The organism is Acidimicrobiia bacterium (assembly GCA_035651955.1).
In the GTDB taxonomy this organism is placed as follows: Bacteria; Actinomycetota; Acidimicrobiia; order IMCC26256; family JAMXLJ01; genus JAMXLJ01.
In genome coordinates this window covers 1-12,672 of record DASRES010000042.1, presented here as the reverse complement: position 1 = coordinate 12,672, position 12,672 = coordinate 1, and the positions used below count along the sequence as shown (strand labels likewise).

Below are 12,672 nucleotides of genomic sequence, written 5' to 3'. Positions count from 1 at the left end.
ACAGAAGGAGGGGTGGGCGCCGGTGAACTTCGAGTACCCGCCCGAGGCGGAGGCGTTCCGGGCCGAGGTGCGCGCGTGGCTCGACGCGAACCTGACCGACGACGTCCGCGGCCTGTCGGTCATCGGCGCGACCGACGACGAGATCGCCCGGCTGCGTGACTGGAACCGGAAGCTCGCGGACGCGCGCTTCGCCGCCATCGCGTGGCCCGAGGAGTACGGCGGGCGAGGCGCGGGCGTCATGGAGCAGGTCGTCCTCGCCGAGGAGCTGCACCGTGCGGGCGCACCCGGCACGATGAACCCGATCGGGCTGTCGAACATCGCGCCCGCGATCATCGAGCACGGGACCGAGGAGCAGAAGCGGACGCTGCTCCCCCGCATGCTGCGCGGGGACGACGTGTGGTGTCAGGGCTTCTCCGAGCCCGACGCCGGGTCCGATCTCGCGTCGCTGAAGACGGCCGCGGTGCTCGACGGCGACCACTTCGTCGTGAACGGGCAAAAGACGTGGAACACGCTCGGGAACCTGGCGGGGTGGTGCGAGCTGCTCGTCCGCACGGTCCCGACCGCTCCGAAGCACAAGGGCATCTCGTGCCTGCTCGTCGACATGACGCTGCCCGGCATCGAGGTCCGTCCGCTCGTCACGATCACGGGTGACGCCGAGTTCAACGAGATCTTCTTCACGGACGTGCGCGTGCCGCGCGACGCGCTGCTCGGGCCGTTGCACGACGGGTGGCGGGTCGCGATGACGACGCTCGCGCACGAGCGCGGTGGCGTCGCGGCGTTGCATCTCGGGTTGCGCGAAAAGGTCGCCGACCTGCTCGCACTGGCGAAGTCGACGCCGGCGGGCGACGGGCACACGGCCGCCGACGACCCGGTGATCCGCCGCAAGCTCGCGCGCGTCTACCTCGAGGCCGAGTACCTGAAGCTACTCGCCGACCGGGCGATCTCCGGCGCGCTGCACGGGCGCGCGACGGGGCCGGAGTCGAGCATCGCCAAGCTCGTGTGGAGCGAGACCGGACAGCATCTCGCGGAGGTCGCCGCCGACGTGCTCGGTCCCGACGCGAACCGGGGCACGTGGGGGCGCGACGCGGTCTACTCGCGCTCGATGACGATCGCGGGCGGCACCAGCCAGGTCAACAAGAACGTCCTCGCCCAGCGCGTCCTCGGGCTGCCTCGCTCATAGCTCGATCCGAGTCCAGCCGCGGTCCGGGAGCGTCAGGGTCGCAGTGACGGGCGTGTCGCGCTCGACGTCCCAGCCCGTGACCGTGACGGTCTCGCCGGGCGCGCCGCTCACCGTCACCACGCCCTCGGCCGTCACGTCGGCGATCCGCCGGTCGCCCGCGGGCACGAAGAGCTCGGCGTCACCGACGACCGCGACTCTGCCCGCGAGCACCGGCGCCACGACCCGGTAGTCCCAGCCGTGCGGTCCCAGCTCGACGTCCCAACCGCCGCCCGCGCCCACGACCGCACCCCGACGCGCGCGCCAGTCCCAGACGACGGCCGGCCCGTCGACGCCGAGCTCGTCGAGCGTGACGCGCTCGCGCACAGGCTCGCCCGCGGCACCCGCGTTCAACGCGACGACGTACCGCCACGTCTCGTCGCCGTGACGCGTCGACGTCTCGCCGACCAACAGCCGCCGTCCCGACAGCACCCCGCGCGTGAACGAACGGTCGAGCGCCGCGACGGGGACGTCGGGCTTCACGAGCACACCGTCGGCGCGGCACGTCCGACGCACGAGGCCGGGATCGGCGCGCCCGATCGCGTCGCCGAACCCGACCGGTCCGGTCGACAGCGCCGAGAGCAACGCCTCCACCTCGGAATGCGCGCCCGCGTCCGACGTGTCGGCGTGGAACACGTCCTTGTACGGGCGCAGACCGAGCGCGCGTGCGAACGCGTTGACCCACAGGAACCAGGCCCACAGCATTCCCGGCCACGCGATGTAGCCGTGATCGCCCGACGTGCGGATCGACGTGACGTTCCGCAAAGTCGCGGTCTGGCAGAAGTCCGCGGGGCTCGCCATGCACCACTGCAACGTCATGCCGCGCTCTCCCGCGGCGGCGTCGATGCCCTCCTGCCAGGCACGCGCGCGGCCGGGCACCTCCCGGAGCCCGCGCACGCCCAGGTACGCCTCGACGAGCCAGTCGTGCTCGAACGTCTCGACGCCCCACGCGACGCACTGGTCGAGCCAGCGCTCGTAGAGCTGGGGACCCTTCGGGTGCGCGCGGTCGCCGTCGACCCAGCAGGGGAGCTCGTCGACGTACGGCGACGACGCGGACAGGTGCCGGCAGTGCGTCACGAGCGGCGGGTCGCCGAGCGCGTGGCGGAGCCCGGTCACGCCGTCGGGGAGCACGTCGTCGCGCGCCTCCCAGCGCACGAGCCCGCTCGGCGGGACCTCCCACTCCTCAGTGTCGAACGGACGCAGCACCTCGTGGGGGTACCACCACGAGTCGAGCTGCACCGCGTCGAACGGCACGTCCCGCGCGCGCAGGTCGTCGACCGCGGCCGCCAACGTCTGCGCGATGGTGCGGCCACGGTCCGTGCGGTACCAGTACGCGGAGCCGTTGTCGGTCCAGTACGACGGCCGGCGGGAGAGCGCGTCGGCGTCCCGGCCGGGGCGCACGGTTGCGTTCTGTCGGCGGATGTCCGCGGCCCACGCGTCCAGACACGCGCGCGGCCCGGGACCGGCCCAGACCGCGAGGTGGGTCGTGAACCCGGCCGGGACACGGTCGAGATCGCCGTGCCAGCCGCATCGGAGCCCGCGGTCGACGTCGTCGCCCGCAGCCTGCACGCCGACGACGTGCTCGTGGAAGTAGTCGAGCGGCGCGAGCAGCAGCGTCCGCCCGTCAGGTCCGCGCAGCCACAGCGGCCACACGACGGCGGGCCGGTGTGGGAGCAGCCTCCAGCCCGCGAGGTCGCCGCCGGCGTGGGCCGGGAAGCAGAACTCGCTGTACTGGAACCCGAACGCGCGCGTCCCCTCCGGTTGCCCGCCGGGCGCGCGGTCACGCGGGCGGAACCACGGCCACGGCACCGACGCATCCGCGAACGTCCCGGTCGCGATCCCCGCGAGGTCGCGTGTCGCCTCGATCGTGAACACCACGACAGCCCGGTCGGGGTCCGCGGTGACGTCGCATCGGATGCCGTCCAGCGCAGGCGGCGTCGCGGGACCGAACCAGTCGTGGTCCTCGCCCCAGCCGATGCGCACGGTGCCGTCGCGATCGACCGTCGCGCGGAGCCCGTCCGCCGCCTCGTGCACCGTCACGGCCGGTCATTCAAGCAAGCTGGGGCGATGGACGTGCCCACGCGCACCGTGGCGACCGCGCCGGGACGGGCCGGCCTGGTGGGCAACCCGTCCGACGCGTACGGCGGCGCGGTCGTCGCGGTTCCCGTCCGTGCGCGCGCCGCGACCGTCGAGGTGCGAGACGCCGACCGCATCGAGATCACCGGACCGGAGCTGTCCGACTGGCCGGACGTCGCGACGCTGCTGCACGACGTGGAGCGATTCGGCCACGAAGGCGCGGGGCGACTGGTGACCGCGAGCATCGCCTGCCTCGCACGGACGATCGGCACGCCCGCCGACGACCGGCCATTCCGCGTTGCGTGGACCACCACCATCCCGCGGTCTGTCGGCCTCGGTGGATCGAGCGCGCTCGTCGTCGCGACGCTGCGCGCGCTCGCGCAACGATGGCGGTGCCCGCTGGACGCCGACGCGCTCGCGACGCTCGCGCTGACGGTCGAGCGCGACGAGCTCGGGATCGCGGCCGGCCTCCAGGACCGCGCCGTGCAGGCCCACGACGCCACCGTGCTCGTCGACACGTCAGGCTCGACACCGGTCATCACACCGTTACGGGTCGAGCGTCCGATCGCGCTGCTCGTCGCGTGGGACACCGACGGCGCGGGTCCCTCGCACCGGTACCACGGCAACTTGCGCGCCCGCTTCGACGACGGCGACCGACCGGTCAAGGCCGCGATGCACCAGCTCGCGCAGGCGGCGCGCGATACAGCGAGCGCGATCGAGTCTGGGGACGAGCGGTCCCTCGCCGAGCTCGTCGACGTGACGTGGCGCATCCGCCGTTCGCTCGGCGCCGTCGCGCCCGCGCAGGAGGCTCTCGTCGATGCCGCGCGCCGCGCCGGCATGCGCGCGACGTCGGCCGGCTCGGGTGGCTCGATCGTCGCCGTCGTCGACGACCCCGATCGGGTCACCGCGTTCACCCGTCAGGCGCCCGGCGCGTCGACCGTCGCGACGACGACCTGACTCACACCCTGACGACGTTGCGCGGCCCCTCGCCGCCCGTCATCAGCGGGACGGTCCGGGTCTCGAGCGTGACCGTCGTGCCGACGAGCTCCTCGCGCTCGGCCCCGCGCAACAGGTCGGCGTCCTCGAGCCGCGCGTAGCACCGGCCGCCCGGGACGTCGCACACCGCGACCCCCCACTCGGGCGACCCGTCCCGTCCGTGTGCGACCGAGTACGCCGCGACCGTCGCGTCGCCCTCGTGCGCGTCGACGATCGCGACGTGGCCGCGCGCGTCGAGCTTGGCCTGCACGTCCGACTGCTGGGGCGGAGCGACCGGCCCGGGCTCGGTGGAGTAGATGCCGTAGACGTGCTTGGTCATGTGCATGCCGACGCCGCTCACCATCCCGAGCGATCCCGGGTCGCGGCGCAACACGTCCACCATCTGCGCGATGGAGTGCGTCATGTAGTCGCTGCCGGCCCCGCCGTTGTACGGGAGGCCACCGGTGACGGTCACACCCCGCGGGTCGCCGTCGCGCAGGCCGAGGGCGTCGCGCGCGAAGTTCACCGAGCTGCCGAAGCAGCTGTACAGGTCGAAGTGGGCGACGTCGTCCACGCCGGCGCCCGCGATCCGCAGCGCCTCGCTACTCGCGGCGGCCATCGCGGGCGAGCGCCACAGGTCGTCGTGCTCGGCGACATACGTCGGATCGGTCGCGTAGCACCAGCCGCGCGGGTACACGCGCCGCTCGCGCGGCACCCCGAGCTCGTCGGCCTTCGCCTCGCTCGCGAGGATGACGGCGGACGCCATGTCGACGTCCATGATCGACACCATGTACTTCGTGTACGGGTACCCGACGATGCGGTTGTCGGCCGTCGGCTCGACGATCTCCTGCGCCGAGCGCTCGACGCGAAACCACGCGTGCGGGTTCGCCGCCGCGACCGCGGTCATCGGCGACAGGAGCTCGCCGAGGGCGCGCCGGTACTCGTCGAGACCGACCCCGAGGTGGGCACGTCGCGCGTTGTCGAAGATGGCGAACGTCAGCCACGCCTGGAACACGTCGTGCGCGACCTCGGCCGGGTGGAACGGCGCCTCCCACGGGAACCCGCGCTTGTCCGCGGGCTTGAAGCTGTACGACGGCCGCTCACCGCGCTGCTTGTACCGGCGTTGCGTCGCGAGCGCCTCGGCACCTGTGACGAGCGCCAGGTCGACGTCGCCGCGCAGGATCGCCTCGCACTGCTGCGACACGAGCACCTGCGGGGTCGTGCCGCCGATGCCGGAGTAGTGCCGCGTCGGCGGCGAGATGCCGAGACGCGCCACCAGCCGCTCGACGGGATCGTCGTACTGCCACGTCTGGCAGTAGACGATCTGCACGCTGTCGAGCGCGCGGACGACGTCCGCACGCGCGCCGGCGTCGGCTGCGGCCGCGCGCGCGACGTCCTCCCACATGACGAGCGGCTCGGGCGCGCCCTCGTCGCCGACGTCCTCGGGATGCCACGTGTGCTGCGCGACCCCGATGACGCACGGCGTCCGGGGATCGATGGTCCCGCTCACTTCGCCTGCCAGCGGGGCGGACGCTTCTCCGCGAACGCCTTGGGACCTTCCTTCGCGTCCTCGGTCTGGAAGATCTTCGACGACAGCTTGCTCTCCTTCTCGAACGGCGTGCGCAGCTCCTTGACGAGCCCGTCGAGCGCGTCGGCCGCGCTCTTCAGCGCAGCCTCCGGGTCGCCCGCCTCACGCAGCGACGACGCGACCGACGCGAGCGACTCGCGCAGCAGACGCGTCGTGTCCTCGTCGAAGTACAGGCCCTGGAGCGCGCTGCGCTTCGTCGCCTGCACGGCGAGCGGCGCGTTGACGGTCATGCGACGCGCGAGCTCGTACGCGGCGTCGAGCAGCTGCTCGCGCGGGACGACCGCGTTCAGCAGCCCCATCTCGAACGCGCGCTGCGCCGGGATCAGGTCGGCGCACAAGAGGAACTCCATCGCCTGCGGCCACGGGATCTGGCGAGGGAGGCGCACCGTCGTGCCGCCGCCCGCGAACAGGCCGCGCTTCGGCTCCATCACCGCGAACTTCGCCTCCGGGCAGGCGATCCGCAGGTCAGTGCCGCCGAGCATCTCCATGCCGCCCGCGGTGCAGAACCCGTTCACCGCGGCGACGATCGGCTTGAAGATCGGGACGTTGCGCAGCACGGCGCGCGTCCCGTCGTCGATCCGGTAGCCGTTGAGCTCCTTCAAGCCCTCCTCGGCGATCTGCTTCTGGAACTTCGTGATCTCCGGGATGTACCGCTTGAGGTCGGCACCGGTGAAGAACGCGTCCCCGACGCCGGTGATGATCGCGACCCAGGCGTCGTCGTCCTCGTTGAAGCGCTCCCACGACTCGCGCAGCTGCTTGAAGTGCTCCATGTCGGCCGAGTTGCGCGCGTCGGGCCGGTCGATCGTGATGAGCACGATGTGCTCGTCGTCCTTGGCGTAGTGAATCGGCAATGTCTTCTCGCTCACTCCCTCGCTGCAGGGCACGGGAGTTCACCGTGCACCGCCCGCGTCGTTCGTTCGCTGGCGAGTTCCCTGCGCTCGCTTCGCTCGTCTCCGGTCGCCGCACCGGCTCGCAAACCTGACACGTTAGTCAGGGAACGCTCCGGCGCGCGAGACTGCGCCCATGACGGACGCCCACAAGGCCCTGGTCACCGCGCCGTTCCGCGGCGAGGGGCTCGACACCCTGCGCGAGATCGCCGAGGTCGTGTACGACCCGTGGATCGAGCAGCAGCCGCTGCGCATCTACGGCTCGGAGCAGCTCGCGGAGCGCGTGAAGGACGAGGGGGCGGACATCCTCGTCGTCGAGAGCGACAGCGTGAAGGGCCCGGTCCTCGACCTGCCGCTCGTCGCGGTCGGGTCGTGCCGCGGTGATCCCAACAACGTCGACATCGCGGCCGCGACCCAGCGCGGCATCCCCGTGTTGCGTGCGCCCGGGCGCAACGCCAACGGCGTCGCCGAGCTCACCGTGGCGCTGCTGTTCGCGGTCAACCGCGGCGTCGTGCCCGCCGACCGCGACGTCCGGGAGGGCCAGGTGTTCCGCGACGGCACCATCCCCTACCAACGGTTCCGCGCGTGGGAGCTGTCCGGGCGGACGGCCGGCATCGTCGGCCTCGGCGCGGTCGGCCGGGCGACGAAGTGGCGGCTCGAGGGCCTCGGGATGCGCGTCATCTCGTACGACCCCTACGCCGCGGAGGCCACGCACTCGCTCGACGACCTCCTCGCGGAGTCGGACGTCGTCTCGATGCACGCGGTCGTCACGCCCGAGACGACCGGCATGATCGGCGCCGACCAGTTCGCGGGCATGAAGGACGGCGCGATCTACGTCAACACGGCACGCGCCGCGCTGCACGACACGGACGCGCTCGTCGCCGCGCTCCAGTCCGGGCACCTCGGGGGCGCGGGCCTCGACCATTTCGAGGGCGAGCACCTACCGACGGATCACCCGCTGTGCACGATGAGCAATGTCGTGCTCACGCCCCACATCGGGGGCGCGACGTACGACACCGAGGCGAACCACTCGTGCCTGATCGCCGACGACCTCGTCCGCCTGCTGAACGGCGAGCGGCCCGTCCACATCTGCAACCCCGAGGTCCTCGACCGCGCCTGACCGAGACGTACCGACAGGAGGGACGTGACATGGCGGACCAGCTCGACGTGCAGCAGACGAAGGAGATGCTCCTCGCGACGGCGAAGGAGATGCTCCGCAAGGGTCTGGTCGAGGGTACGTCCGGCAATCTCTCGGCTCGACTCCCCGACGGCAACGTCCTGCTCACGCCCTCGTCGTTGCCGTACGAGACCATGGCGCTCGAAGACCTCGTGGTGTGCGACCCCGACGGCAACGTGGTCGACGGCACCCGGGGGCCGACGTCGGAGAAGGCGTTGCACTGCACCGCGCTGCGCCTGCACACGGACATCGGCGCGGTCATCCACTCGCACGCCAAGTTCGCGACGATGTTCGCCTCGGTCCGCCAGCCGATCCCGGCGGTCATCGAGGAGTTCGTCGTGTACGTCGGCGGTGACGTCCCGGTCGCCGAGTACCGGGAGACAGGCTCCGAGGCGCTGGCCGAGGAGGTGGCGAAGCACGTCGGCGACCGCAGCGCGGTGCTGATGGCGAACCACGGGCTCCTGACCGTCGGTGCGAACCCCCACCACGCGATGAAGATCGCGGCGCTCGTCGAGCGGACGGCGGAGATCGTGTGGGGCGCGCGTCAGCTCGGCACGATCCACGAGCTGCCGAGCGAGCTGAACGCGAAGTTCGCGAGCATCTACACGGGGTTCATGCGCACGAACCCGATGTAGCTCGTCGCTCTACTGCTCCGACTCGCGCAGCGCGGAGTACGCGAACTGGAGCGCATCGCTGCCGGCGAGAAGCGCGAGCACGGACGCGATCATGCGCGTCGCGCGCGGCGCGAGCGCGTAGCCGCCGACGAAGCCCGTCGCGATCCACTGGCCGATGCAGAACGGGCACGTCAGCAGCTCACCCGTCGCGTGGCGGACGCCGGTGCCGCGCACCTGCTCCTGCACCTCGCCCTCGCCGATCGACTTGTCGAAGCGCGTGAACGGCGCGCGGACGATCGCGGTGACGGTGTCCTTCGCCACGAGCCGGCTGAGCTTGTGCGTCGCGATCGCCATGAGGACGAGATCGCCGGCCGGGATCCGCTCGGGCAGCCTCCCTGTCCTTCGGATCGCGACCGCGAGGGCAGCGACGCCGCTCCCGTAGACGGTCAGCAGCGCCGCGTAGCCGCCGAGCGGGCGCGCGCGGCCGTGTGCGTACTCCTCCTCCTCGCGGTGGAGCGTGTCCGCCGCCTCGTGGGCGAGGTCGCGCGGATCGATCGTGCGCGTGGTCACCGCGGAGCGGTACCCGTTCCGGAACGGGCCCATGCGTGCGGAGATCGGGCCCGGGTCAGCTGCGCTTGCGGACAAGCGTGAGCCCGTCGGCGATAGGAAGCATGACGGTGTCGACGCGGTCGTCGGCCGCGACGCGGTCGTTGAACGCGCGGATCGCGCGGACGTCGTCGTCCTGTTGCGACTCGTCGAGCACACCACCGCCCCACAGCACGTTGTCGACGAGGATCACGCCGTTCGGCACGAGCCGCGCGAGCACCTCGTCGTAGTACGCGCCGTAGTTGCGCTTGTCGGCGTCGATGAAGGCGAAGTCGAAGGTCGTGTCGTCGGGCAGCGCGCGGAGGGTGTCGAGCGCGGGGCCGATGCGGAGGTCGATGCGGTCTGCGACTCCCGCCTGCTCCCAGAACCGCCGGCCGATCGACGTCCACTCCTCGCTGACGTCGCAGCACAGCAGGTGGCCGCCGTCGGCCAGCCCGCGCGCGATGCACAGCGCGGAGTAGCCCGTGAACGTGCCGATCTCGATCGCGTGCTGCGCGCCGACGAGCCGTGCGAGGACGGTCATGAACGCACCCTGCTCGGGCGCGATCTGCATGCCCGCGAAGGCGCCCAGCTCGCGGGTCGCGGTGATCAGCGACTCCTGCACGCGATCGGGTGGTGTGCCGTGCTCGACGAGGTACCGGTGGACGTCGTCGGTCAGCAGGAACGACTTCGGGTCGGGCGCCATGCGGCGAGAAGCTAGGCCCCGAACGTGATCGGCGCGAACGCGTTGAGCCCGGTCCGGCCGGGCACGACCTCGACGAGCACGAGGCACCGCTGCGGCGGTGCGCACGTGACCTTGTTCGTACCGAAGGGTCCGACGGTCACGCGCAGCGACGTGTGGACGATGCCGGCGACGTCCGACGTCACCGAGACGGTCTTGTCGAGGTCGCAGTCACCGGGCGTCGTCTGCTGGCCCTTGTCCGCGCACTGCTGGACCGCGAGCTGCGTGTTCGGAGGGAACCCCGTCGCCGTGACGTCGACGCCCTGGCCGTCGTGCAGGCCGGTGGTCGGTGCGACGGTCACCTTGGGGACGACCGCCGTGGTGGTCGTCGTCGCCGCGCTGGTCGACGTCGTCCGACGTGACGACTTCGCCGAGCCCGAGGAGCTGCATGCCCCGAGCGCCACGACGGTGGTCGCGGCGACGACGACGGCCGCCGTCCGCGACGTGAACGTGTTCCTCATCTGTCCCCCGCCCTCGTGTCCGTACGCCATCCGTGACCCCGGAGCGTGGCAAGCCTAGGACGGGACGTGGGCGCCGAGCCATCCGGCCGGCACGCGACGGTCAGGGGGTGCGTGCGGGGAAGTGCACGAGACCCATGTACTCGAAGTAGTTGACGTCGTCGGGGGCGACGAGCCGGTCGGGCGTCCTCGACGCCGCGAAGGCGGTGATCAGGTCCTCGCACTTCGTGCCGTACGTCCGGTAGCCCGGCGAGTAGACGTACCAGATGTCGTGGGTGCCGGCCGTCGCGAGCACCTGCTTGGCGAACGTGTTGATGTCGGCGGCCTCGTTGCGGGTCGCGTAGTCGATCCAGTCCACCCGCTCGGGCGCGCGGAAGCCCGGGAACGTCCCCTGCACGAGGCGCAGGCTCGCGGGCAGCAGGCGCGACACGTCGGGAGCGACCTGGTCGGGGCAGTACACGACGACGTCGCCCGGGTGGCTGCGGGCCTTGATGTCGTTCGCGGACTGGAACGCCTGGGTGCGGTTCTCGACGACGTTGCGGACGCCGCCGGCAAAGCCCAGCGCGACGACGACGAGCAGCGCGGCGACCCGCAGCGTGTAGCGCGCGAACACGAGCGTCCCGTACGCGACGACGAGCGCGAACAGCCCGAACATGATGGCGGCGTAGCGAGGTTGGAAGGCGCTCCGGGCCGCGAACGACGCGGTGAGCCCGAAGAGCAGCGTGACGAACGCGATCAGCGCTTCCCAGCGCACACCGGGCAACGTGCGGACGTCGACCTCGATGCGGTTCGGGTCGATGGCTCGCGCGAAGACGCCGAGCAGGGCGAGCAGCAACAGCGGCAGGACGAGGAGCCAGCCCTCGGTCCGGTTGGAGCCGGCGAAGTCGAGGAACGTGAACGCCATCCCGGTCGGTGGCGCGACGGGACGGCCCCACGGCGTGCCCGTGTGCCTCGTCTGGTACAGGAACGTCGGGATCCACGGCGCCCACGTGAGGCAACCGACGACGATCGCGCCGAGCGCGAGCCGGGCATGGCGCCGGTTGTCGCCGCGCCACGACGCGTACGCGAGCGCGACCCCGATGACGACGACGAGGTACAGCGCCCAGTACTGCGTGTAGAGGAGCAGCCCGGTGACGAGCGCGAGGCCGACCAGGTTCGTCCAGCGGGGCCCGTCGAGCGCGCCGCGCAGCGCGAGGTACCCGAGCAGGACGAGCAGGATCTCGAGCCCGTACATGCGCGTCTCGGTCGAGTACCGGATCGCGTACGGCGAGAACCCGACCACGAGGACGGCCGCCCACGGGAGCCAGCTGCGCTGGTGGTCGTCGCGCGCGATGCGGCGTCCGCACAGCCACGCGACCGGCAGTGTGAGGACGCCGATGATGCCCGACAACGACCGGACCGCGAGGTCCGACGTGCCGAAGAGCGAGATCCAGCCGTGCAGCAGGAGGTAGTAGAGCGGCGGCGCGCCGTCCTGCTTGAGCGCCTGGTGGAGGTCCTTCAGCGGGAGGCGCGAGATGTTGACCGAGAGCGCCTCGTCGAGCCACAGGTCGCTCTTGGTGACGAAGCGCAGCACGACCGCCACCAGCAGCATCCCGGCGATCGCCCAGGCGACGAGCGGCCGCCACCACGACCGCTCCTCGAGCGGGCGCGCACCCGTGGGGCGCTCCGCGACGGTGACGGGCGCGCCGGGGTCGAGCTTCATCGCGCCGCCCGGGACATCCGGGGGATGATACGACCCGCCGCGCCCGGACCGGCGCACCGCGTCATGCCGTGATCTGGGGCGCGACCTCACGGGCGAACGCCTCGAGGCTCGCCGACGACGGCGCGTCGCGGAACCACAGCACGAACGCCCGGCACCCGGCGTCCACGAACGCCTGCACCTTCTCGGTCACCTGCTCCACCGTCCCGACGAGGTTGTCGCGCACGTACTCCTCCGGGTCGTCGTTGCCCCAGAGGTCGCCGCCGTCGGGCTCGTCCATCCACCGGCGCAGGTCGGCGTCGGTCTCGAAGATCCGGCAGTCGGGCCCGTGCGTCCGCACGATCCCGTCGAAGTCGCGACCCGTGCGCTCGCAGTGCTCCCGTAGCACCTGTGACTTGCGCACGAACGCGTCCAGCCCGACCTGCCAGTTCGTCGCGTCCGCATGGCGGGCCGCGATCCCGAGCGTCACCTTCTCGCCCCCGCCACCGACCCAGACGGGCGGAAGCTGCTGGATCGGCTTCGGGTCGCAGTACGCGCCGTCGAAGTGCAGGTGCTTGCCGTCGAAGGTGACGGTCTCCTCGGTCCACATCCGCTTCACGACCGTCAGCGTCTCGTCGAGGACCTGCAGGCGCTCACCCGCGGACGGGAAGTCGTA

General features: G+C 71.8%; 12 protein-coding genes. 4 read left to right on the top strand and 8 right to left on the bottom strand.

From position 1 onward, the window contains the following. The first annotated feature begins 22 nt into the window (after nt 1-22). Complete coding sequence (locus tag VFC33_09890) at nt 23-1,180, top strand: acyl-CoA dehydrogenase family protein (GenBank protein HZR13552.1); 1,158 nt, start codon at nt 23-25, stop codon at nt 1,178-1,180. Here the strand turns inward: VFC33_09890 and VFC33_09885 are convergent. Continuing rightward, nucleotides 1,175-3,256, bottom strand: coding sequence for a hypothetical protein (locus VFC33_09885; GenBank protein HZR13551.1), 2,082 nt, complete (start codon nt 3,254-3,256; stop codon nt 1,175-1,177). The two genes, VFC33_09890 and VFC33_09885, sit on opposite strands and share 6 nt — an antisense overlap. A 27-nt stretch (nt 3,257-3,283) precedes the next feature. Between VFC33_09885 and VFC33_09880 the strand changes: the two genes are divergently transcribed. Continuing rightward, nucleotides 3,284-4,249, top strand: a complete 966-nt coding sequence (locus VFC33_09880) for a hypothetical protein (protein ID HZR13550.1) — start codon at nt 3,284-3,286, stop codon at nt 4,247-4,249. 1 nt (nt 4,250) lies between these two features. Here VFC33_09880 and VFC33_09875 read toward each other — a convergent pair whose 3' ends face one another. Continuing rightward, the gene (locus VFC33_09875) at nt 4,251-5,777 is read right to left on the bottom strand and encodes an acetyl-CoA acetyltransferase (GenBank protein HZR13549.1); all 1,527 of its coding nucleotides are present in this window, start codon (nt 5,775-5,777) and stop codon (nt 4,251-4,253) included. Continuing rightward, nucleotides 5,774-6,721: an enoyl-CoA hydratase-related protein gene (locus VFC33_09870; GenBank protein ID HZR13548.1), complete on the bottom strand. Its 948-nt coding sequence runs from the start codon at nt 6,719-6,721 to the stop codon at nt 5,774-5,776. Before VFC33_09870 ends, VFC33_09875 begins: the two co-directional genes overlap by 4 nt. A gap of 157 nt (nt 6,722-6,878) precedes the next feature. On the opposite strand from VFC33_09870, the gene VFC33_09865 reads away from it, so the two are divergent. Both VFC33_09865 and VFC33_09860 read left to right on the top strand, forming a co-directional pair. Beyond that, nucleotides 6,879-7,862 carry an NAD(P)-dependent oxidoreductase gene (locus tag VFC33_09865; GenBank protein ID HZR13547.1) on the top strand — a complete coding sequence of 328 codons (984 nt, stop codon included), beginning with the start codon at nt 6,879-6,881 and terminating at the stop codon, nt 7,860-7,862. A gap of 29 nt (nt 7,863-7,891) precedes the next feature. Further along, nucleotides 7,892-8,554, top strand: coding sequence for a class II aldolase/adducin family protein (locus tag VFC33_09860; GenBank protein HZR13546.1), 663 nt, complete (start codon nt 7,892-7,894; stop codon nt 8,552-8,554). Between the two features lie 9 nt (nt 8,555-8,563). On the opposite strand, the gene VFC33_09855 is transcribed toward VFC33_09860, so the two are convergent. The 5 genes from VFC33_09855 to VFC33_09835 form a co-directional block, all read right to left on the bottom strand. Continuing rightward, nucleotides 8,564-9,103: a DUF1360 domain-containing protein gene (locus VFC33_09855; GenBank protein ID HZR13545.1), complete on the bottom strand. Its 540-nt coding sequence runs from the start codon at nt 9,101-9,103 to the stop codon at nt 8,564-8,566. Nucleotides 9,104-9,158: 55 nt separating this feature from the next. Then, nucleotides 9,159-9,824 (bottom strand): O-methyltransferase, encoded by a 666-nt coding sequence (locus tag VFC33_09850; protein HZR13544.1) that lies wholly within the window; start codon nt 9,822-9,824, stop codon nt 9,159-9,161. Between the two features lie 11 nt (nt 9,825-9,835). After that, a complete protein-coding gene (locus VFC33_09845; protein HZR13543.1) occupies nt 9,836-10,321 on the bottom strand; it encodes a neocarzinostatin apoprotein domain-containing protein in 486 nt (161 codons plus the stop codon). Between the two features lie 100 nt (nt 10,322-10,421). Then, nucleotides 10,422-12,020 carry a glycosyltransferase family 39 protein gene (locus VFC33_09840; protein ID HZR13542.1) on the bottom strand — a complete coding sequence of 533 codons (1,599 nt, stop codon included), beginning with the start codon at nt 12,018-12,020 and terminating at the stop codon, nt 10,422-10,424. Between the two features lie 61 nt (nt 12,021-12,081). After that, nucleotides 12,082-12,672 (bottom strand): LLM class flavin-dependent oxidoreductase (locus VFC33_09835; GenBank protein HZR13541.1); only part of this gene is annotated, 591 nt, incomplete at its 5' end.

Excerpts from the sequence above, each read along its gene's own strand:
- VFC33_09880 (HZR13550.1), top strand. The coding sequence starts at position 3,284 with ATGGACGTGCCCACGCGCACCGTGGCGACCGCGCCGGGACGGGCCGGC.
- VFC33_09865 (HZR13547.1), top strand. The coding sequence starts at position 6,879 with ATGACGGACGCCCACAAGGCCCTGGTCACCGCGCCGTTCCGCGGCGAG.
- VFC33_09860 (HZR13546.1), top strand. The coding sequence starts at position 7,892 with ATGGCGGACCAGCTCGACGTGCAGCAGACGAAGGAGATGCTCCTCGCG.
- VFC33_09850 (HZR13544.1), bottom strand. The coding sequence starts at position 9,824 with ATGGCGCCCGACCCGAAGTCGTTCCTGCTGACCGACGACGTCCACCGG.
- VFC33_09845 (HZR13543.1), bottom strand. The coding sequence starts at position 10,321 with ATGAGGAACACGTTCACGTCGCGGACGGCGGCCGTCGTCGTCGCCGCG.
- VFC33_09840 (HZR13542.1), bottom strand. The coding sequence starts at position 12,020 with ATGAAGCTCGACCCCGGCGCGCCCGTCACCGTCGCGGAGCGCCCCACG.